General features: G+C 71.9%; 18 protein-coding genes. 8 read left to right on the top strand and 10 right to left on the bottom strand.

Translation table 11 applies throughout. The features are described 5' to 3' along the window. Positions 1 to 26: 26 nt before the first annotated feature. A complete protein-coding gene (gene hrpA / locus FYW99_RS04575; RefSeq protein ID WP_150250518.1) occupies positions 27 to 3,977 on the top strand; it encodes an ATP-dependent RNA helicase HrpA in 3,951 nt (1,316 codons plus the stop codon). A gap of 311 nt (positions 3,978 to 4,288) precedes the next feature. Beyond that, complete coding sequence (locus tag FYW99_RS04570) at positions 4,289 to 5,263, top strand: helix-turn-helix domain-containing protein (protein WP_150250515.1); 975 nt, start codon at positions 4,289 to 4,291, stop codon at positions 5,261 to 5,263. Between the two features lie 22 nt (positions 5,264 to 5,285). On the opposite strand, the gene FYW99_RS04565 is transcribed toward FYW99_RS04570, so the two are convergent. From FYW99_RS04565 to FYW99_RS04530, 8 genes are all read right to left on the bottom strand, one after another. Next, positions 5,286 to 6,017 (bottom strand): putative glycolipid-binding domain-containing protein, encoded by a 732-nt coding sequence (locus FYW99_RS04565; RefSeq protein ID WP_150250513.1) that lies wholly within the window; start codon positions 6,015 to 6,017, stop codon positions 5,286 to 5,288. An 85-nt stretch (positions 6,018 to 6,102) separates the two neighbouring features. Next, positions 6,103 to 6,549 (bottom strand): thioesterase family protein, encoded by a 447-nt coding sequence (locus FYW99_RS04560; protein ID WP_150250512.1) that lies wholly within the window; start codon positions 6,547 to 6,549, stop codon positions 6,103 to 6,105. Beyond that, positions 6,546 to 7,898: an aminotransferase family protein gene (locus FYW99_RS04555; RefSeq protein WP_223838722.1), complete on the bottom strand. Its 1,353-nt coding sequence runs from the start codon at positions 7,896 to 7,898 to the stop codon at positions 6,546 to 6,548. The genes FYW99_RS04560 and FYW99_RS04555 overlap by 4 nt, the downstream gene beginning before the upstream one ends. Positions 7,899 to 7,910: 12 nt before the next feature. Further along, positions 7,911 to 8,894 carry a 3-oxoacyl-ACP synthase III family protein gene (locus FYW99_RS04550; protein ID WP_150250510.1) on the bottom strand — a complete coding sequence of 328 codons (984 nt, stop codon included), beginning with the start codon at positions 8,892 to 8,894 and terminating at the stop codon, positions 7,911 to 7,913. A 54-nt stretch (positions 8,895 to 8,948) separates the two neighbouring features. After that, positions 8,949 to 10,418 carry a pyridoxal phosphate-dependent decarboxylase family protein gene (locus tag FYW99_RS04545; RefSeq protein ID WP_150250508.1) on the bottom strand — a complete coding sequence of 490 codons (1,470 nt, stop codon included), beginning with the start codon at positions 10,416 to 10,418 and terminating at the stop codon, positions 8,949 to 8,951. A 55-nt stretch (positions 10,419 to 10,473) separates the two neighbouring features. Next, positions 10,474 to 11,697: an MFS transporter gene (locus FYW99_RS04540; RefSeq protein WP_150250506.1), complete on the bottom strand. Its 1,224-nt coding sequence runs from the start codon at positions 11,695 to 11,697 to the stop codon at positions 10,474 to 10,476. Positions 11,698 to 11,778: 81 nt separating this feature from the next. Continuing rightward, a complete protein-coding gene (locus FYW99_RS04535) occupies positions 11,779 to 13,110 on the bottom strand; it encodes a preATP grasp domain-containing protein (protein WP_150250504.1) in 1,332 nt (443 codons plus the stop codon). Between the two features lie 52 nt (positions 13,111 to 13,162). Then, entirely contained in the window at positions 13,163 to 14,311 is a 1,149-nt protein-coding gene (locus FYW99_RS04530) for an acyl-CoA dehydrogenase family protein (protein ID WP_223838721.1), read from the bottom strand. 298 nt (positions 14,312 to 14,609) lie between these two features. On the opposite strand from FYW99_RS04530, the gene FYW99_RS04525 reads away from it, so the two are divergent. After that, on the top strand, positions 14,610 to 15,683 hold the full coding sequence (locus tag FYW99_RS04525) for a lactonase family protein (RefSeq protein ID WP_150250752.1): 1,074 nt from the start codon (positions 14,610 to 14,612) through the stop codon (positions 15,681 to 15,683). 94 nt (positions 15,684 to 15,777) lie between these two features. Here FYW99_RS04525 and FYW99_RS04520 read toward each other — a convergent pair whose 3' ends face one another. Next, positions 15,778 to 16,116, bottom strand: coding sequence for a hypothetical protein (locus FYW99_RS04520; protein ID WP_150250500.1), 339 nt, complete (start codon positions 16,114 to 16,116; stop codon positions 15,778 to 15,780). Beyond that, positions 16,113 to 16,331, bottom strand: a complete 219-nt coding sequence (locus FYW99_RS04515; RefSeq protein ID WP_150250498.1) for a hypothetical protein — start codon at positions 16,329 to 16,331, stop codon at positions 16,113 to 16,115. Before FYW99_RS04515 ends, FYW99_RS04520 begins: the two co-directional genes overlap by 4 nt. A gap of 560 nt (positions 16,332 to 16,891) precedes the next feature. Between FYW99_RS04515 and FYW99_RS04505 the strand changes: the two genes are divergently transcribed. The 5 genes from FYW99_RS04505 (at position 16,892) to FYW99_RS04485 (ending at position 20,014) form a co-directional block, all read left to right on the top strand. Beyond that, complete coding sequence (locus tag FYW99_RS04505) at positions 16,892 to 17,560, top strand: DUF5753 domain-containing protein (RefSeq protein ID WP_150250497.1); 669 nt, start codon at positions 16,892 to 16,894, stop codon at positions 17,558 to 17,560. 9 nt (positions 17,561 to 17,569) lie between these two features. Beyond that, on the top strand, positions 17,570 to 17,764 hold the full coding sequence (locus FYW99_RS04500) for a DUF397 domain-containing protein (protein WP_317846930.1): 195 nt from the start codon (positions 17,570 to 17,572) through the stop codon (positions 17,762 to 17,764). A 326-nt stretch (positions 17,765 to 18,090) separates the two neighbouring features. Then, positions 18,091 to 18,723, top strand: a complete 633-nt coding sequence (locus tag FYW99_RS04495; RefSeq protein WP_150250495.1) for a biotin transporter BioY — start codon at positions 18,091 to 18,093, stop codon at positions 18,721 to 18,723. Further along, entirely contained in the window at positions 18,723 to 19,403 is a 681-nt protein-coding gene (locus FYW99_RS04490; protein ID WP_150250493.1) for an energy-coupling factor ABC transporter ATP-binding protein, read from the top strand. The genes FYW99_RS04495 and FYW99_RS04490 overlap by 1 nt, the downstream gene beginning before the upstream one ends. Next, positions 19,400 to 20,014 (top strand): CbiQ family ECF transporter T component, encoded by a 615-nt coding sequence (locus tag FYW99_RS04485; protein ID WP_150250491.1) that lies wholly within the window; start codon positions 19,400 to 19,402, stop codon positions 20,012 to 20,014. Before FYW99_RS04490 ends, FYW99_RS04485 begins: the two co-directional genes overlap by 4 nt. Positions 20,015 to 20,138: the final 124 nt, after the last annotated feature.

Below are 20,138 nucleotides of genomic sequence, written 5' to 3'. Positions count from 1 at the left end.
GCCGTCCCTCCTACCCTTGACTACTGATGAGCACCACCACGCCCGCGCCCGCCGCGGACACGCTGCGTTCCCGGTTGCGCGACCTCATGCCCTCGGACCGCCACCGGCTCCGTCGGCGTATCGACGGCCTGGCCAAGATCGGCGACGAGCGCCGCCGCGCCTCCGTCGCCGCCCAGATCTCCGGGGACGTCGACGAGGCGCTCCTGCGCGTGAACCTGCGCCGCGAGTCCGTGCCCGAGCTGAACTACCCCGAGTCCCTGCCGGTCAGCTCCCGGCGCGAGGACATCGCCGAGGCCATCCGAGACAACCAGGTCGTCATCGTCGCCGGTGAGACCGGCTCGGGCAAGACCACCCAGCTGCCCAAGATCTGCCTGGAGCTGGGGCGCGGCGTCATGGGCACCATCGGCCACACCCAGCCCCGGCGGCTGGCCGCCCGCACCGTCGCCGAGCGCATCGCCGAGGAGATCGGCACCCCGCTGGGCGAGACAGTCGGCTACAAGGTCCGCTTCACCGACTCCTCCAGCGACAGCACCCTGGTCAAGCTGATGACCGACGGCATCCTGCTCGCCGAGATCCAGCACGACCGCATGCTGCGCCAGTACGACACGCTCATCATCGACGAGGCCCACGAGCGCAGCCTCAACGTCGACTTCCTGCTGGGCTACCTCAAGCAGCTGCTGCCCCGGCGCCCCGACCTCAAGGTCGTCATCACCTCGGCCACCATCGACCCCGAGCGCTTCTCCCGCCACTTCGACGACGCCCCCATCGTCGAGGTCTCCGGGCGCACCTACCCGGTCGAGGTCCGCTACCGGCCCATCTCCGAGGAGATCCTCGACCCCGAGGAGAAGAACCCCGGCGGCGGCACCGACCGCGACCAGACCCAGGCCATCCTGGACGCCGTCGACGAGCTCGGCCGCGAGGCCCCCGGCGACGTGCTGGTCTTCCTCAGCGGCGAGCGCGAGATCCGCGACACCGCCGAGGCCCTGGAGAAGAAGAAGCTTCCGGGCACCGAGGTCCTGCCGCTCTACGCGCGCCTGTCCACGAGCGAGCAGAGACGCGTGTGGTCCTCGCACAGCGGACGGCGCATCGTCCTGGCCACCAACGTCGCCGAGACCTCCCTGACCGTCCCCGGCATCAAGTACGTCATCGACCCCGGCACCGCGCGCATCTCCCGCTACTCCCACCGCACCAAGGTGCAGCGCCTGCCCATCGAGGCGGTCTCCCAGGCCTCCGCCAACCAGCGCAAGGGCCGCTGCGGCCGCGTCTCGGAGGGCATCTGCATCCGGCTGTACTCGGAGGAGGACTTCCTCTCCCGCCCCGAGTACACCGACCCCGAGATCCTGCGCACCAACCTGGCCTCGGTCATCCTCCAGATGGCCGCCCTGGGATTGGGCGACGTCGCCGCCTTCCCGTTCGTGGACGGTCCCGACCACCGCCAGATCAAGGACGGCGTCAACCTCCTCAACGAGCTGGGCGCCCTGCACCCCGACGAGTCCGGGGGCAAACGCAGGCTCACCCCGACCGGGCGCCGCCTGGCCCAGCTGCCCATCGACCCCCGACTGGGCCGGATGGTCCTGGAGGCCGAGGAGCGCGACGTCCTGGGCGAGGTCCTGGTCATCACCGCGGCCCTGTCCATCCAGGACCCGCGCGAGCGGCCCACGGACAAGCAGCAGCAGGCCCAGCAGGCGCACGCCAGGTTCACCGACAAGGAGTCGGACTTCCTGGCCTACCTCAACCTGTGGAACCACCTGCGCGAGAAGCAGCAGGAGCTGTCGGGCAACCAGTTCCGCAGGATGTGCCGCGAGGAGTACCTCAACTACCTGCGCGTACGCGAGTGGCAGGACATCCACGGCCAGCTCAGGCAGGTCCTGCGCTCCATGGGCGTGGAGGTGCCGCGCCCGCGCGAGGAGGCCGCCGACCCCCGCGGCGTGCACATGTCGCTGCTGGCCGGGCTCCTGTCGCACGTGGGCCTCAAGGACCCCGAGAAACACGAGTACCTGGGGGGCAGGGGCGCCCGCTTCGCCGTCTTCCCCGGTTCGGCGCTGTTCAAGAAGCAGCCCCGCTACGTGATGGTCGCCGAGCTGGTGGAGACCTCCAAGCTCTGGGGCCGCATGGTGGCCCGGATCGAGCCGGAGTGGGCCGAGGAGCTGGCCGGGGACATCGTCAAGCGCAGCTACAGCGAGCCGCACTGGGAGCGCAAGCGCGGCGCCGTCATGGCCTTCGAGCGCGTCACCCTCTACGGCGTGCCCATCGTCGTGCAGCGCAAGGTCTCCTACGGGAGGATCGACCCCGAGCTGTCCCGGGAGCTGTTCATCCGCCGCGCCCTGGTCGAGGGCGACTGGGAGACCCGCCACCACTTCTTCCACGACAACCGCAAGCTCCTGGACGAGGTGGAGGACCTCGAACACCGCGCCCGGCGCCGCGACATCGTCGTGGACGACGAGACGCTGTTCCAGTTCTACGACGCCCGCCTGCCGGACTCGGTGGTCTCGGCCGCGCACTTCGACTCCTGGTGGAAGAAGACCCGCCGCACCGAGCCCGAGCTGCTGGACTTCACCCGCGAGGAGCTCATCAACGAGGGCGCGGGGTCGATCAGCGAGGACGACTACCCGGACGTGTGGCGCCAGGGCGAGTTCACCTTCCCGCTCAGCTACCAGTTCGAGCCGGGCAGCGACTCCGACGGCGTCACCGCGCGCGTCCCGGTGAAGTTCCTCAACCAGGTGGAGGACACCGGGTTCGACTGGCAGATCCCGGGCCTGCGCGCCGAGCTGGTGACCGCGCTCATCCGCTCGCTGCCCAAGCCGCTGCGCCGCAACTTCGTCCCGGTCCCGGACAACGCCGCCCGCGCGCTGACCGGGCTGACCCCCTACGAGGAGCCGCTCACCGCGGCGCTGGCGGACGAGCTCACCCGGATGGCGGGGGAGCGGATCGCCCCCGGCGACTTCCAGCTGGACCGGGTGCCCGACCACCTGCGCATCACCTTCCGGGCCGTGGACGACCGGGGCCGGACCCTGGCCGAGTCCAAGGACCTGGAGAAGCTGCGCGCCAAGCTCAAACCGCGCCTGCGCGAGGCGATCTCGGCCGAGGCCAAGGGCGTGGAGAAGAAGGGCCTGACCTCCTGGGACTTCGGTCCGCTGGAGCAGACCCTGGAGCGCAAGGCGCTGGGGCCCAAGGTCAAGGGCTACCCGGCGCTGGTGGACGAGGGCGACAGCGTCGCGATCCGCATCTTCGACACCCGTCCCGAGCAGCGCGCCGCGATGTGGGCGGGCACCCGCCGACTGCTGCTGCTCACCGTGCCGTCCGTGGCGAACGTGGTGAGCAAGGGGCTCAACAACCCCGACAAGCTGGCCCTGGCCGACAACCCGCACGGTTCGATCCGCAGGATGCTCGACGACGCCGAGACGGCCGCCGTCGACCACCTGCTCGCCCGCGAGGGCGGCCCGGTGTGGAACGGCCAGGACTTCGCCAGGCTCGCCGACCGGGTGCGCGCCGACCTCGGCGACACCCTGGCCGAGATCCTGGACAGGTCCGCGCGCGTCCTGGTGCTGTGGCGCAAGGTGTCCAAGAAGGTCAAGGGGACCACGTCCCTGGCCGTGCTGCCCTCGCTCAACGACGTGCAGGGCCAGCTCGGCGACCTGGTGGGCGAGGGTTTCGTGACCCGTACCGGCCTGGTCCGCCTGGACGACCTGCACCGCTACCTGCGCGGGGTGGAGTACCGGCTGAACAAGCTGCCGGAGAACCCGCGCCGCGACCAGGTGAACATGTCCAAGGTCGAGCAGATGCGCCAGGCCGTCGCCAAGCTGCGCGGGAGCCTGCCGCCCGGCCGGGCGGCCGACCCGGACGTGGCGGAGCTGCGCTGGATGCTGGAGGAGTACCGGGTGAGCCTGTTCGCGCAGGAGCTGCGCACGGCCTACCCGGTCTCGGACAAGCGCATCCTCAAGGCGGTCGAGGCCGTCAAGGCCGCCGAGCGCAAGTAGGAGCCGCGGCTCACGCGCCCCCGCGGGCACGGGCGCGTTTCCGGAGGGATTTTCGGGACCGGGTACCTTTCGCGAAGGTACGGAAATCATCCGGAAGGCGTGTGGTCCGCGCGTTTTCCCTGGTGGCATGAAAGGTGCGGGCTGCGATTGGCGTCCCGCCCCTCCGGATTCCGCCGCCGTTGTTCGCCAAACCCGTATCCTGCGAGGGGGCGGTTGTTCCGGGCGGCATGGATTTACCTTTCCGGGGAAGTTACCCGAATGCTCACGCAAGGGACTTCTGGGAATGCTCTCCACCGGACGGGAGAACGGTTTTGACTGATCCCCTCGACTTCTCGGATTATCTGGTCAGCACGGAGGCGAGGAAACTCTACGAGCACCTGGTCGAGGTGGGCTGGCTGGCCACGGCCAACCTGCGGGGTCGGGCGGGCGAGGCCTTCCGCGAACTGCTGCGACACCGCTACGTCCGGACCTCCCGCCACGAGGAGGACGGGACCGAGATCATCGTCCCGGTCTCGCCGCAGGTCATCCGGCAGGCCCTGTACCGCTCCGGTGAGGCCAGGATCCGCCAGGCCCGCGAGCTGTCAGCCGGGCTCGACTCCTGGCTCCTGCCGCTGGGCGCCGCCTACGAGCGCTCGGACGGCGAGGCGGACGGGGCCGGAGTGGAGGGGATGCGGCTGGTCACCGGCCGGGGACGTATCCAGGACCTCTCCCACGACCTGGTGGAGTCGGCCACCACCGACTTCCGGATCTTCCTCACCGGGCACTACCTCGACCTCGTCTCCTACAGCGGTCTCCTCGACCAGATCGAGACGCTGAGGGCCAGACGGGTGAGGTTGCGGATCCTGCACACCAAGGACCTCCTCGAGGACCGGGTAAGCGCCGGAGCCCTCCTCGCAGGCCTTCCCGAGGACAGCAGGACGGCCTCGCACCTGCCGCTGTGGCTCCTCATCAGCGACGAGACCTCGGCCCTCATCCCCGTGGAGTCGACCGGCGTGGCCAACGGCCTCTGCATCGATCTGCCGGGAGTCGTCGAGGCGCTGACCAGCCTGTTCGAGATCTACTGGAACATGACCCTGGAGGTCGCCGAACAGCCCGGCCGGGGGGAGAACCACGACGAGTTCCTGCGCAAACAGCTGTGCCTGGGGCAGACCGACGCGGCCATCGCCGCCCGGATGCGGGTCAGCGAGCGGACGGTGCGCAGGCGCGTGTCCGTGCTCATGGAGGGTCTGGGCGCCAGGACGCGCTTTCAGGCCGGCTTCTTCCTCGGTCGGCGGCGCGGCATCTGACGGCGGCCGAAGCGGCCCCTCCTCAGCCGAGGGCGCCCCAACGCCTCCACGGGACACCGGTCAGCAGCTCGTCCCTCTTCGCCCGCAGCAGCGCCCCGAACTCCCCGGGCACCCCGCCCACCAGTTCCTCCACCCGCTCAGCGTCGTCCACCCGGGTGGCGATCCCCGGGTAGCGGATGACGAACCCCTCCTCGTCCACGGAGAAGTCGGCCCGGAAGTCGGAGTCGCGGTCCTCCAATCGCACCAGCGCGGGCCCGTCGCCGCGGGGGCGGACCAGGGAGTAGTCCTGGCGGGAGCACTCCACCGTCAGGCCGGGCAGGTCGATCCAGGCCATGGCGTGCGACAGGGAGCCCGCGGGGCGCCGGTCCCGGTCCATCAGGGCCGCGCGGCGCACGGGCATGATGTTGGTCAGGGGCGACATCCACAAGTCGCAGTCCACCGCGCCCTCCAGGTCGGGGAGGGCCGCGGCGCGCAACGGCCCCCGACCGGTCCGCACCCGTGAACGCCAGCCGTGGGAGTCGGAGCGGGTGAGCTCCACCTCCCGGTCCCAGCCGGAGCCGAGTACCGCGACCCGCATGCGCCTGGTGCGGTACAGGGGACCGCACTCGAGTCGGAAGACCGCCGTGTGCGGCTCCTCCCCGGAGTGGAAGGACACACCGTCCGCGGACAGGCCGGAGCCGTCGAACCCGCACCGCGCGAGGGCCACGCCCCCGGTCTCTCCCAGCTCCCACGCCATCATCGGCCGCTCAGCCATGAACCCCCCTCGCCCGGAGGCTAGGGGATCGGCGCGCGGAGGGCAACGCGCGCCCGGCCCGTGTCGCCGGACCGGGCGCGCCCTCTCAGCGGGGAGGGGAGCCGGCGGACGCGGCGCGGGGGAGGCGTTCGGTGAAGCGCGCGCGGTCGACGACGGCGCGGGTGTGCGTTCCGGCCAGGACCCTGTCCCTGGGGTCGCGGGCCGTGACCTCGAAAGCGCACTTTCGTCCCGAGGCCCGCACGAGGACGGCGGTCACGGTCACCTCCTCGCCGAGCACGGTCGGGGCCAGGTGCGCGGAGTCGTGCGCCACGCCCACCGACATCTCGTCGGGCGAGGTCACCTCCTCCAACAGCCGCATGCACGCCATCTCTCCGAGCCAGAGGAGCACGGGGGTGGCCAGTACGTCGAGGCCGTTGCCCCAGCGGCGGGCGAGGTCGGCCTCCGACACCGTGTGCCGCAGGGTGTGGGCGCGTCCCACGAGCGCGGCGAAGCGGTCCTCGGCCGCCGCTCCCGAACCGGTGCTGGTGGTCATGACGGGTCTCCTCCGGTGGGTGCGGTCATGGTCGGCCCGAAGCGCCCAGGGGCGGACCCTGCACGGTGGTGCCGGGCGGCGCGGGCCGGTTCGGCGGCGGCCACGCGCTCCTCCAGGAGGCACAGGGCCCTCTCCAGCCGGTACAGCAGCTCGTCGACCTCCTCCGGTGCGATGACCAGGGGCGGCGCCACCAGTACCGACTCGGTCGCGGCGTCGACGCCCGCCGGGTACAGCACCAGTCCGCAGTCCCAGGCCGCCTCGACCAGGGCCCCGGCGCGCGCCAGCGGCCGGTCCTGGCCGGGCCGCATCCGCAGGGCCAGCAGCAGGCCCTCGCCCCTGACCCCGCTGACGACGTGCGGGTGCGCCGAGGCGAGCGCCCGCATACGGGCCCGGAGCCCGGAGCCCAGCGCACGTACGCGCCCGGGGACGTCGTGGGCGCGCAGGTACTCCAGCACGGCCAGCCCCGCCGCCGCGGCCAACGGGTTCCCCGCCGTGGTGTGCCCGAAGGCGTACTCCTCCGCGGGACGTTCCAGGACCCGGGTGACGGCGCGGTCCACCACCAGAGCGGACATCGGCACGTATCCGGCGGTGAGGCCCTTGCCCGTGGCGATCATGTCGGGCACGACTCCCGCGGCCGCGGACGCGAACCACGCGCCGGTGCGTCCCAGCCCGGTCATCACCTCGTCGGCGACGAACAGGAAACCGTGCCTGTCGGCGAGCGTCCGGAGCGTGGGCAGCACGTCCGGCTCAGGCACGGCGGCGCCCGTGGCCGCGCCTCCCACCGGTTCGACGACCACGGCGGCCACCCGGTCGGGGCCGACACGGTCCAGGACCGCGCTCCAGTCGGCGGCGGTCGCGCGTGCGCCCGGCACTGAGGGGCGCACCCGTGGCCCCCCGGTGCGGTTGTCCAGCAGGGCCTCCAGCCCCGCACGCCGCTGCGGGTGCCCCGACAGCGAGAGCGCGCCCGCGGTCATCCCGTGGTAGCCGGGATCCTCGCTGAGGACCACGGTGCGTTCGGGAGCACCCCGGCACACCTGGTGGGCCAGCACCAGGCGCAGCGCCGTCTCGACGGCCTCAGAGCCGGAGTTGGCGTAGAGGACCGCGCCGGGTGCGCCCGGCGCGACCGCGCACAGCTCATGGGTGAGCCGGGCCAGCGCCGGGCTGGCGAACTGCCGGCGGTAGGCCGAGCACGCCCGGTCGATCTGCGCGTGCATGGCGGCGGTCACCTCGGGATGGCCGTGGCCGAGGTTGGCGTTCACGGCACCCGAGCAGCCGTCCAGGTACTCACGGCCCCCGGTGTCCACCACGTGGACGCCCCGAGCATGGCTGACCAATGCGTTCGCCTGCATACGAGGACCTCCTCAGTACCAGGTCAGCGTGACGGCCCCGGCGGTCATGCCGCCGCCCACCGCCGCCAGCAGGACGCGTTCGCCGCGGCGCAGCGGGCGCGCGCGATGGGAGGCGTGCAGGGTGACCGGGATGGAGGCCACCGCCGTGTTGCCGTACTCCGGAGCGGTCATCGGGGCCTTGTCCGCGTCGATGCCCACGGCGTCGCACAGCTCCTCCAGCATCCGCACATTGGCCTGGTGGAAGACCACCCTGTCCACGCTCCCGGCGTCCCAGCCGGTGCGCTCCAGGGCGTCGTCCACCAGCTTGGGGACGTTCTCCATGGCCCAGCCCCGGACCTCGCGGCCCTGCATCTGGAGCTTGTCCCTGCCCTCGTCCGCGGTCTGCGGCGTGGTCGGCATGGCGGTGCCGCCCGCGTCCACGCCCACCAGGTCCGCGGAGGCGCCGTCGGAGGTCATCGCCGTCGTGTGGATGCCGTAGCCCTCGGGCACCTCACCGACCAGCACCGCTCCCGCCCCGTCGCCGAACAGGCTCACCGTGCGCTTGTCCGAGCGGTCCATGACGCTGCTGAACTTGTCGGCGCCGACCACCAGGGCCTGTTCGAGTCCGGGATCGGACTCCAGCATGCCCCGGGCGCAGTCGAGTCCGTACAGGAAGCCGGTGCACACGGCGTTGATGTCGAAGCTGGCGGTGGGGCCCAGCCCGAGTCTGCTCTGCATCCGCGCGGCGGTGGCGGGCTGGGGCTGGTCGGGGGTGCACGTGGCCAGGACGATCAGGCCGATGCGCTCGGGGGAGTCGGTGTGTCCGCGCAGCAGGTCGCGTACGGCCAGCTCGGCCAGCTCCGAGGTGGCGGTGTTCTCCCCGGCGTAGCGCCGGGTCCGCACACCGGTGCGTTCGACCACCCAGTCGGGGGAGGCGCCGGTCCACGCGGCGATGTCGTCGTTGTCGATCACGGTGTCGGGAAGGTGGGAGCCGAGTCCCAGGATGCCGAAGGGCATGGGTTCTCCTCGTGGAGCGTCGTTCCGTCCGCGGCGGCCGCCGCGGACGTCCGGTCACGCGGCGGCGGGCTGTTCCACACGGACCGCCGCCGTCGCGACCATGTCCAGCAGGTGCCGCAGGTCCTCGCGGCGCAGGTGCGGGTTGAGCAGCGTGAGCTTGAGCCAGACCGCTGTCCCGCCACCGTTCTCCGGGTCCGGAGCCGCGGCCCTTCCCAGGACGGCCTCACCGGAGGCGAGCATCCGGCGCCGCAGCTCGGCGACCATCTCCGACCCGGCCGGTTCGCCCAGCCGGTCCGCGGCCACGGGGCGGAACAGGACGGTGCTCAGCCCCGGCTCCTCCAGAACCCGGAAGGCGGGATGGGCGTCGGCCAGCGACACGGCCTCGGCGGCGGCGTCGCAGCAGCGTTCCACCAGGTCCCCCATGCCGGTGCGCCCCAGGGCCAGCAGCGTCGCGGCCAGCTTGAGCACGTCGGGGCGGCGGGACGTGCGGATCGACCGTCCGAGCAGGTCGGGCAGTCCGGCGTCCGAGTCGTCGTCGGCGTTGAGGTAGTCCGCGGTGACCGCCAGCAGGTCCACGTCGTCCGGGTCGGCCAGGGTGAGCATCCCGGCCGCGAGCGGCTGGCCGCCGAACTTGTGGAAGTCCAGGGCGACGCTGTCCGCGGAGCCGATCCCGGCCAGGGCGGGGCGGAGCCGGTCGCTGAACAGGGCGCAGCCCCCGTAGGCGGCGTCCACGTGCAGGCGGGCGCCGTACTCGCGGCAGGCGTCCGCGATCTCCTGGAGCGGGTCCACCCGGCCCCGGTCGGTGGTGCCCGCCGTCGCGACGACCAGGGACGGCTCCCCGGAGGCGGCCAGGGCCCTGCGCAGCCCGTCGGGGGACATCCGGCCGTGCCTCGTGGGCACCACCACGGGCGGGCGCAGGCCCAGCAGCCACGTCGCCCGCTGCGTGCTGTGGTGCGCGTTGTCGCCGCACAGCACCCGCAGGGAGGAGCCGCCGACCCGCTCACGCGCCACCAGCGCACCGACCAGGTTCGACTCGGTGGCTCCGGTGGTCACCAGCGCGTCCGGCCGGTTCGCCCCGGGGTGCACGAGTTCGGCGAGCGCCCGGCAGACCCGGGCCTCGATGGTGCTGGACACCGGGGCCTGGTCCCAGGAGTCCATGGACGGGTTGAGCACGTTGACCGCCAGGTCCGTCGCCGCGGGGAGGGCGAGCGGCGGTGTGTGCAGGTGCGCCACACAGCGCGGGTGGGCGGGGTCGGCGGACCCCGCCGCGAACGCGGGGACCAGCGCGTCGATCGCGTCCCGCGCGCCGATCCCCTGGTGGGGCAGGGGGTCGGGCCAGTGGTCGAGCAGGTCGGCCGCGACCTTGTCGGGGCCGCCCTCGGGACAGGGCCCCCGGCCGTGGACCAGGCCGGACCTGAGCGCGTCGAGGGTGTGTCCCGTCAGTTCGGTGACCGCGGTGAGTTCGGGGTCGTTGCCCGCGAGGGGAGGCGGTCCCTGCGCGGTCCGGTCGAAATCGGTCTGCATGGTTCTCCCGGTTGGTCGGCTGCGGTTGTACTGGAGGGACGGCGCCGGGGCGGTCTCACGCCCTCGTGCCGACCCGTCCGCCCGTGCGGGCGTTGCCCACGATCAGCACCAGGGCGAGCGCGGGCAGGAGCGCCAGGCCGAGCCAGGACAGTGGCCCGCCGTCGATCCCGGCGCCCACGAAGAAGCCGACGGCGCCGCCCACCGCCCAGAAGACGTCGTGCCCCCCGAAGAAGGCCCCGGCGTCCCTCTGGTCGGCCAGGTCGGCGATGTAGATGTCGGCGGAGACGAACACGAGGGTCTCCCCGATGCTGTAGACCACCACGCACAGCAGCAGCCACCACAGGACCGGTACGGCCGCGATCGCGCCGATGGACACCGCGACCACGGCCATCCCGGCGGCGGAGAGCACCAGGGCCGCGCGCCTCTCGAACTGCCGCCGCAGCGCGATCACCGCGAGCACGCCCGCGATTCCGTTCACCATGAGCACCGCTCCCGCGAGCTCCTCGTAGCCCGAGAGCTCGCTGGCGTAGATGGGCAGGGAGGTGGTCAGCTGTGAGTCGATGACCCAGAACAACCCCATGGCGAGGCCGAACCGCAGGAACAGCCCGTTGCGGAAGACACGCCCCAGGGAGCCGATGATGGTCTCACTGGTGGTCGAGGTGCTCAGGTGGCGGCGCACGAGGTGCACCGGCACGGTGAAGACCAGCATCAGCGCTCCGCCCACCAGGAACAGCAGGCGCGCGTCGACGCCGATCAGCAGCGCGCCGATCGCGGGGCCGAGCACCGCGCCCAGGTTCTGCGCCTGGTTCAGGAAGGAGAACCCGCGCTTGCGGACCTCGTCGGGCTGTCCGGCCATCACGGCGGAGGCCGACGGTTCGTAGAGCGCCCCGCTCAGCCCGACCAGCGACGAGCACAGCAGGTACCACCAGAAGCCGTCGTCCACCGCGAAGGCGGCGAACGCCGCGCCCCGCAGGGCCAGGCCCAGGGTCATCAGGGTCACGTGCCGGGTACGGTCTCCGATCAGACCGCTCAGCAGCGGCAGGCAGCGCGCCGTCACCAGGTTGGCGGCCAGGACGCTTCCGACCTCCCAGGCCGTGTAGTCCAGGGAGAGCATGTGCAGCGCCAGGTACGGGGCGATCGCGAAGGTTCCGACGTTGAGCACGCCGGCGGCGACCACCACGACGCGGATCGCCGTCGGCAGCGCACCGAAGCCGCCGCCCTTCTTCTCCGGCTCGGGCCCTCGCACCGGCCCGCCTCGTTCTGTACTGGAATCACTCATGGTCGAGACCTCGGTGCGCGAAGGGGTCGGCGGTCGTTGGGGAGCCCCGGTGGGGCGGGGGCGCGGCGGCCTGTGCGCGTGTCATCCGCCCAGGACGGAGAGGACCCGCTCGGCGTGCTCCTCGATCCGTCGCGCGTGCCGCGCGTCGTCGCCGATCACCATGTAGTCGACGACCCCGGAGCGGTCGACGTCCTCGATGGGCAGCACCACCCCGCTGCCGCGGGAGTGGTCGTAGAGCAGGCCCTCGTCGCGCAGGGCCCCCACGGCCTCGGTGAAGCCGCGGACCGGCACCCAGTTGCGGGTCAGCACCGTGTGCTCCGTGCCGTAGGAGTCGCCGACGAGCCTGCGGGCGAGGTAGTCGATGTGCGTGCAGTCGCCCATGCGGCCGTTCACCTCGGTGAAGAGCAGGTCCCCGTCCTCGGTGAGGATGGAGTCGATGTTCATGTAGCCCCGGAACCCCCGCCTGCCGGCCGCGGCGGCCAGGGTCGTGCTGTGCGCGATCATCTCCGCGAGCTGGAACTCGCTCAGCCGCTTGGGCGGGATCTCCAGGCCGATGAAGGTGGGCTCCATCCGCATCTCGCCGAAGTTGAGGACGGTCGGGGCGTCGACGTCGCCGGACACCCAGAGCTCGCTGTAGTGCACCATCACGGAGGGGTGGTACACCTCGACCACGACCCTGGTGTTGCGCTGCACCGCGATCTGCGGCCACAGCGAGGCGGCCAGCGCCGCCGGGTCGAAGCCCGGCTCGACGGGGACCACGCGGCTGGCCCCCGTCAGTTCCGTCTCGCCGTGGACCGTGACCGCGACGTTGCCCGCGCCGCCGGAGTTCGTGTCCTGCTTGACCATGACCCTGCCGTTGCGCGCGACGAGGTCGCCGACCGCGCGGGCGAGCTCGGCGGCGGTGGTGGCTATCCGCCCCTCCGCGACGGGGGTGCCGCACACCTCGGCCAGCTGCCGGAAGAGCACCTTGCTGTTGTAGGTCTCGGCTCCTCCCGCCTCGAGGAAGCCCGGCTCGACACGGCTCACGTCCAGCTCCAGGGAGCGGGCCAGGGTCAGGGCGGCGCGGTCCAGGAAGTACGCCTCCAGGGTCCACCCGCGGACCGACCCCACCCGTTGGCGGATCTGCTCCTCGACCCAGCCGTCGTTGAGCGAGTCGAAGTTGAGGATGAGCTGTTCGGTCTCGCTGTTCCTGGGCAGGACGACGTTCTTCTCGGAGAGGTTGCGCCCCAGCAGCCCGTTCACGTAGGAGACGAACTCCTCGGAGACGGCGTGCGGCAGGACGACGAGGTCCTCGTCCTCGGCGAGCACCAGCAGGCGGCAGCAGCACAGCGAGCTGAGGGCGTGGATGTCCGGCGGCATGTCCGTGCCGCACATCGCGTCACTGTCGACGTTGGCGACGATGATCTTGGGCATGGCGAGATACGTCCTTTCTCTCGGGAGGGCGACGGTGAGGGGCCGTCGCGGGTCAGCCGCGGGCGCGGCGCAGGCCGCACATCTGCGTGAAGGCGTTCTTCCGCTGCATCTCGGCGGTGCCGCCCGCGATCAGGGTGCCCAGCGCGTCGCGGACCGAGCGGGACACCCGCCCCTCCTCGTAGCCCGCGTGGCCGAAGACGCGCAGCGCGTCCTCGGTGCCGGTCCTGAGGGACTCGGCGGCCTGGAACTTCGCGATCGAGCACAGGAGGGCGGCGTCGGGGCGCTCCTCCAACAGGGCTTCCAGAGCGCCGTAGGACACCCACCGGGTGCTCTCCAGCGCGAAGCGCGTGTCGGTGACACGGCCCTGCACGTACTGGTGGTCGGCGAGGGGGGCGTGGAACGCGCGGCGCTCGTGGACGAAGTCCATCATCTCGTCGACGAGCGGTTCGAGGTAGGCGGCCGCCAGCACGCCGTACAGCAGCCGGTCGAAGGCCATGATCCCGTGGATGAGGGAGAGCCCGCCCCCGGGCCGCCCGAGCACGCCGTCGGCGCCGATGCCCGCGCCGTGGAAGTCCAGCCGACCGGTGGGGCTGCTGTGGTTTCCCATCATGGTCTCCGCGGTGCCGCGCTCGGCCCCGGGGGCGTGCAGGTCCACCAGGAAGAGGGTGGCGTCGGCCCCGTGGTCCAGGTCGCCGCTGCGGCCCAGCACCAGCGCGAGGTCGGCCACCGGGGCGTTGGTGATGTGGACCTTGGTGCCGTGGAGGCGGCCGGAACCGGCCTCGGCGGTGACGGACATCTTGCTGATGTCGGAGCCGCCGCTCTCCTCGGTCAAGGCCATGGAACTCACCTGGCCGGACAGCAGGCGCGGCAACCACGACTCGCGCTGGGCGGGCGTCCCGTCGCGGACCAGGGCGCGGATGAGTCCGGTCTGGGCCACCATGGACAGGCAGAAACCGAGGTCGCGGCCTCCCCGGGCGATTCCCTGGAAGGCGGAGACGAAGTCCCACCAGTTCCCGCCCAGGCCGCCCATCTCCTCGGGAACGGGAATCCGCCAGACACCGTTCTCGCTCAGCTCACGCCACGACTCGTGGTCGAACTCCCGCCTCCGGTGGCATTCGTCCGCGCGCTCGGCCACCGTTCCGGCCGCCAGGACCTCGTACTTCTCCCGTAGTGTGCTGTCAGTGCGGCAGTCGTCCGCCACGGGCCTCACCCCCTGTTTCTCCGTTATTGGTTCGTTATGGGGAAATATATGCAGACCCCCGTTTCCTATGGCGGAAGATGGCCAGAACGGACACCCTTTTTTGGGCCGGGCCTCTTTTCCGCCGGTATTTCTCCTGGTGGCGGGGTGGGGGAGCCCGACCCGCCGGGACCGGCCTCGGGGCCGACGGGCGCGGCCTGTAGCATGCGCCCTGTGCCTCGGTGGTGTAGACCACTGTCGGGCGGACATCACAGGCGCGAGGGAAGCGAGGCCCCCGGTGGGCGGATCGGCGGACGGCTCGATGGACGGCAGGCGGCTCCTGCTGGTGGGCACCTACACCCCCGACTCCGATCCTCCCGGGGAGGGCGAGGGGATCTACCGCGTCTGGTTCGACCCCATGACCGGCGAGATGACCGACGGCGGCGCGGCCGCCCGCACCCCGGGCCCGTCCTTCCTGGCCTTCCGCGAGGACCCGCCCACGGTGTACGCGGTCAACGAGCGCGAGAAGGGCACCGTCACCGCCTTCCGGATCGACGGCCGGGCCGTGCTCACCGAACTGGGCCAGGCCCCCACCGGCGGCGGGTCACCCTGCCACGTGCTCGCGCGCGGCTCCGAACTGGCGGTGACCAACTACGCCAACGGCGTGGCCACGGTCTACGCCCTGGCCGGTGACGGCTCCCCCGGCGAGGCGGTGGCGGAGCTCGCGCACTCCGGAAGCGGCCCGGTCACCGACCGCCAGGAGGGGCCGCACGCGCACAGCGCCGCCGCCCCCGACGAGCATCACCTGCTGGTGGCCGACCTGGGCACCGACGAGCTGCGCGTCCTGCGCGGCGGCGAGCAGGTCGGCGCTGTGGCTCTGCCCCCGGGCACCGGCCCCCGGCACACCGCTGTCTCCGGCGAGTTCCTCTACGTGGCGGGCGAGCTGGACTCGCGCGTGCACGTCCTGCGCTGGAACCCGGGCACCGGCACCGCCGAGCACCTGGGCTCCGTCCACGCCACCGGCGAGGAGGCGGCGGGCCAGAACTTCCCCGCCGAGATCCTCACGAACGGCGACCACGTGTACGTGTCCAACCGGGGCGCGGACACGATCGCCACCCTCGCCGTCCGCGAGGGCGGCGCCCGCCTGGAGCACGTCGCCAACACCCCGGCCGGAGGGGAGTGGCCGCGCAACTTCACCGTCGTGCGCGGACACCGCCAGGAGCCCGACCACCTGGTCGTGGCCGCCCAGAACGGCGATTCGCTGGCCTCCCTGCGCCTGGACCCCGACACGGGCGTGCCGGCCGACACCGGCCACCGGCTGCGCCTGCCCGTCCCCGTGTGCGTGCTCCCGGTCCCGATCACCCGCATCCGCCGCGCCGGGGCCGCGACTGCCTGACGGCGCCCCGAGCACGGGCGCGGATGCTCCCGCCCGCCTGTGCGCGCGGGCCGCGGCCCGGGAACACCGGTTCCCGGACCACGGCCGTCACCGCCTACCGCCTATCGCCTTCCGCTGGCCACAGCCCCCGACCAGCCCAGGAGGTACGCGGCCTGGGCCTCGGCGGCAGCCTCAGCTCCGTGTGCCACCGCCGCACCTGGGCGGGAACCGCCGCCAGTGGCCTGCTCGGTTGCGTCTTCTCGATCTCCGCCGCCAGTTCCCGGGCGGTGTCACCGCTCAGCATCACCATGCGACCGGTGTGAGCCGCCCAGTACTGGCCGGTCGCGCTGCCGTGCCACACCGTCCACCCCCGCTTGCGGTAGGTGGCACGGAGGCGCCCCACCTCCTGGGGGACGGAGGCCTCCACGGACTCCAGGGTCATGACCGCGCTCATGCCGCACCGCCTTCCAGAACTCGCAGCGCCTTCCGCAGTTCCTCTGCGCCTCCGCACACGACCAGCTCGGGCTGACCGGTGGGGGTGGTCCGGGTGCTGGTCGCCACGAGGCAGGGTCGTCCCTGTCCTCCGCGCAGTTCGCAGACGAGGAAGTCGGGGAACTCCTCGCGCAGCGTCAGCACGGTCGCGCTCGGCCTCACGTGGTAGCCCTCCATGGTGCTCCCTGTCCCTTCCGGGGAAGGGGGACCACCGGGGCAACCGAAGCCAGCGGCTCGGGCACCCGCCACCGCAACTCGAAGAACATCCCAGGTCCGCGCAGGGATTGGAAGCTCCCCCACCGAGAAGCGAGGGCGTTCACCAGAACCATGCCGCGTCCGCCCTCGTCGCGGGTGTCGGGGGTGACGACCCGGGGGCCGGGGTTCCTCCGTAGGCGTCGAGAACCTCCACGCGCAGCCAGCCGTGGAAGAGGAACGCCCGGACGTAGAAGTCGCCGAGCCCCACGCTGTTGGCCGGGGCGTGCCTGACGTTGTGGGTCGCCAGCTCCGAGAGCAGGATCAGGGTGTTGTCGGGTGGTCTCCTCCGGGGCGTCCGAGAAGGCGAGCTTGCGCGGCAGCCAGTCGCGGGCTTCCCCCACGCTCTCGGGACGTCCGACGAACCGGAAGGAGCATCGCCGCAGCGGCAGCCGCCGTCGTGGTTCGGGGACATCAGGGACGATACGGTTGGACGTTGGGTCCTCACCTGTCTGACCCAGGTCGTGGGCCAAGGCCCTGACCGGGTGCTGTCACGCCTGTTCAGGGCCGCTTTCCAGCTTGCGCACACTGCGCGTCGCAAGGGCTGGTGGCGCTCCTGCAAGGTGATCCCGGACTGGTTCGAGCCCTATGCCGGGCTGGAGACCGAGGCGTCCGGTGTCCGCGACTACCGAGGCGAGACAGTTCACGCCCTTCTCCAGACGGAGGAGTACGCCTTCGCGCTTGCCGAGGCAACCGTCGGCGTCTCCCCGGAGGAGGCACGCGAACATGCTGCGCTGCGTGTGGCACGCCAGGAGAGGCTGACCGGAGAACAGCCACCGGAACTGGACGTGGTCATGAACGAGGCCTCGCTCCACCGAGAGGTTGGTGGCCCCGAGGTCATGGCGGCCCAGCTTCGCCGCCTCCGCGAACGCTGCGATCTTCCCCATGTCCCGTGTCGGATCCTGCCGTTCGAGGCGGGAGAGCACCCTGCCGGGTTCGGCTCCTTCACCGTCCTGTCGTTTCCCGCGTCGGGGAATCGCATGGTCACCTATGGCGATGTCGGGTACATGGAATACGGCCTCGGCGCGTCCCACTGGGAAGACCCCGAGGAAGTCGCGTACTACACCAGGACCCTCGACGGTCTTCGGGAAAGAGCGCTGAGCCCGCGGAAGTCGGCAACCCTGGTCGAAGAGGCACCCACCAAGTACAAGTGAGGCGGAAACTTGGAACCGATCACCACTCCTTGGCGTAAGTCCAGCTACAGCGGTGATGGACCTTCATGTGTCGAGGTCGCTGAGGCCGCCTCCCACGTCCGCGTCCGGGACACCCAGAACCGCTCCCTCGGGCACCTCGCCTTCCCCGGCTCCGACGGGAGTGCGTTCCTGTCTTCCCTGCGCGAGGACGGCACGCCTGCCTGACGGGCCGCCGGATACGTTGCCGGTGTGACCCGAGTGCTCTGACCTGCGGTGATCTTGTACTTATAGCGCGGCTCGGTACTCGAACCTCGCTATAAGTACAAGATCACCGCGGATGGGGCGGGCTCATGCCAGTCCCTCCTCACCATCCGGTTCCGCCGGACACCTCCGACCAACCCCTCCGACCTGGACCGCTGTGACTCCCGTCTCAGGCGACCCCCTACAACCCCGGGGCCCGCAGAACTGTGCGCCCCGACCTTCGTCCTGGTCACCGCCATAACGGACAATGGGCAGAGATCCGCCTCCGCGACCTCCCAGGGGAACCGCCCATGCCCACGACCAGGACCAACGTCCGCTACAAGGGCCTGACCGCCCGCGACCTCGCGCTCATCGCCGTGTTCGCCGGGCTCATCGCCGCCCTCAGCGTCACCGTCGCCATCCCGCTGCCGTTCTCGCCGGTGCCCATCACCCTCCAGACCCTGGGCATCATGCTCGCCCCCGCCCTCCTGGGCTGGAAGCGCGGAACCCTCGCCGTCGCCGCCTTCCTGGCCCTCGGCCTGGCCGGGCTCCCGCTCTTCGCGGGCGGCATGGGCGGCGTCGGGGTCCTGGCCCGGCCCTCGGCCGGGTTCATCGTCAGCTGGGTCTTCGCCGCCCTGGTCATCGGCCTGCTCACCGACCTCCTGGTCCGCGGCGGCCGGGGGCGCTACCGGTTCTGGGCGGGCCTGGCGGTCAACATCGTCGGCGGCATCCTCGTCATCTACGCGATCGGCGTCCCCTGGATGGCCGTCGTCATGGGCGACGGCGTCCTGGCCGCCGCCTACTCCATGGTGGCCTTCCTGCCCGGCGACCTGGCCAAGGCCGTGGTCACCGCGCTCATCGCCAGCGCCGTCTACCGCGCCTACCCGATCCCGCCCGCGGGCCGCCCCGTCGTGGAGGCCGGTACCGACCGCGGGGAATCCTGATGCTGCGCCTGGAGGGCGTCTCCCACTCCTACGACGACCGCGCCGTGCTGCGCGACGTCACCCTCGACCTCGCCGAGCACCGCATCGGCGTGATCGGGGCGAACGGATCGGGCAAGTCCACGCTCGCCCGCACCCTCAACGGCCTCGTCGTCCCCGACGAGGGCCGTGTGACGCTGGGGGAGTGGGACACCCGGCGCCACGCCAAGCACGTCCGCCGCAGGGTCGGCTTCGTCTTCTCCGACGCCGCCAACCAGATCATCATGCCCACCGTCGCCGAGGACGTGGAGATCGGTCTGCGCTCCCTGCGGCTGGGCCGGGAGGAGACCGCCCGCCGGGTGGAGGCGGCCCTGGTCCGCTACGGGCTCGACGGCCACCGCGACCACCCCGGGCACCTGCTCTCGGGCGGGCAGAAGCAGCTCCTGGCCCTGGCCTCGGTGCTGGTCACCGAGCCGGAGGTGCTGGTCTGCGACGAGCCCACCACCCTGCTCGACCTGCGCAACACCCGCATGGTGCACCGGACCCTGGACGGGCTGGAGCAGCAGGTCGTCCTGTTCACCCACGACCTCGACCTGCTCGACGGCTTCGACCGGGTCCTGGTCATGGACGCGGGCCGGGTGGTCTTCGACGGCGTTCCCGGCGACGCCGTGCCCCACTACACCAAGCTCATGGACGAGCGGTGAGCACGGTCGGCCTCTACGTCCCCGGCACCGGGTTCCTGTACCGGACCCCGGCCGGGGCCAAGCTCCTCGCGCTGCTGCTGGCCGGTGTCGGCCTCGTCGTCTGGGCCGACCACCGGGTCGCCGTCGGCGCCCTGGCCGCCGCGTTCGCGCTGTACCCGCTGGCCGGTCTCCCGCTGGGGCGGGCCTGGTCCGCGCTGCGCGCGCTGTGGCCGTTCCTGCTGGCCATCGGCCTGTTCCAGGTCCTGTTCGCGGACTGGCAGACGGCCCTGCGCCTGTGCGCCCAGCTGGCCGCGCTCGTCCTGTTCGCCAACCTCGTCACGCTCACCACCCGCGTGCGCGCGATGCTCGACCTCTTCGAGCGGATGGCCCGCCCGCTCAGGCACGTCGGCGCCAACCCCGACCGGATCGCCCTCGTCCTGGCGCTCACCGTCCGCTCCATCCCGATGGCCGCCTCCGCCTGGCGGGCCGCGCGCGAGGCCTACCGCGCGCGGGGCCTGTCCGGCCGCCCCCACCTGCTCGTGGTGCCGGTCATCGTCCAGCTGCTGCGGATGGCCGACGCTACGGGGGAGGCCCTGGTGGCCCGCGGTATCGACGAGGACACCCGGCGCTGAGGATTCGCCCACGGGGACGGACGAAAAGGGGGAACCCGGTACCGATTCGGTATCGAGATGTTCGTATTCGCGACATTTCGCTGAATAATGGCGGTACTCCAGCCCATCCGCGTGTCAGCGAACC

This window comes from Nocardiopsis deserti (assembly GCF_008638355.1).
GTDB classification, from domain to species: Bacteria; Actinomycetota; Actinomycetes; order Streptosporangiales; family Streptosporangiaceae; genus Nocardiopsis; species Nocardiopsis alborubida.
This window is presented reverse-complemented; position numbering and strand designations above follow the sequence as displayed.

Coding starts and splice junctions, on each gene's coding strand:
- FYW99_RS04560 (WP_150250512.1), bottom strand. CDS start 6,549: ATGACCACCAGCACCGGTTCGGGAGCGGCGGCCGAGGACCGCTTCGCC.
- FYW99_RS04520 (WP_150250500.1), bottom strand. CDS start 16,116: ATGAGCGCGGTCATGACCCTGGAGTCCGTGGAGGCCTCCGTCCCCCAG.
- FYW99_RS04525 (WP_150250752.1), top strand. CDS start 14,610: ATGGACGGCAGGCGGCTCCTGCTGGTGGGCACCTACACCCCCGACTCC.
- FYW99_RS04555 (WP_223838722.1), bottom strand. CDS start 7,898: ATGCAGGCGAACGCATTGGTCAGCCATGCTCGGGGCGTCCACGTGGTG.
- FYW99_RS04540 (WP_150250506.1), bottom strand. CDS start 11,697: ATGAGTGATTCCAGTACAGAACGAGGCGGGCCGGTGCGAGGGCCCGAG.
- FYW99_RS04490 (WP_150250493.1), top strand. CDS start 18,723: ATGCTGCGCCTGGAGGGCGTCTCCCACTCCTACGACGACCGCGCCGTG.
- FYW99_RS04550 (WP_150250510.1), bottom strand. CDS start 8,894: ATGCCCTTCGGCATCCTGGGACTCGGCTCCCACCTTCCCGACACCGTG.
- FYW99_RS04535 (WP_150250504.1), bottom strand. CDS start 13,110: ATGCCCAAGATCATCGTCGCCAACGTCGACAGTGACGCGATGTGCGGC.
- FYW99_RS04565 (WP_150250513.1), bottom strand. CDS start 6,017: ATGGCTGAGCGGCCGATGATGGCGTGGGAGCTGGGAGAGACCGGGGGC.
- FYW99_RS04495 (WP_150250495.1), top strand. CDS start 18,091: ATGCCCACGACCAGGACCAACGTCCGCTACAAGGGCCTGACCGCCCGC.
- FYW99_RS04545 (WP_150250508.1), bottom strand. CDS start 10,418: ATGCAGACCGATTTCGACCGGACCGCGCAGGGACCGCCTCCCCTCGCG.
- FYW99_RS04515 (WP_150250498.1), bottom strand. CDS start 16,331: ATGGAGGGCTACCACGTGAGGCCGAGCGCGACCGTGCTGACGCTGCGC.
- hrpA (WP_150250518.1), top strand. CDS start 27: ATGAGCACCACCACGCCCGCGCCCGCCGCGGACACGCTGCGTTCCCGG.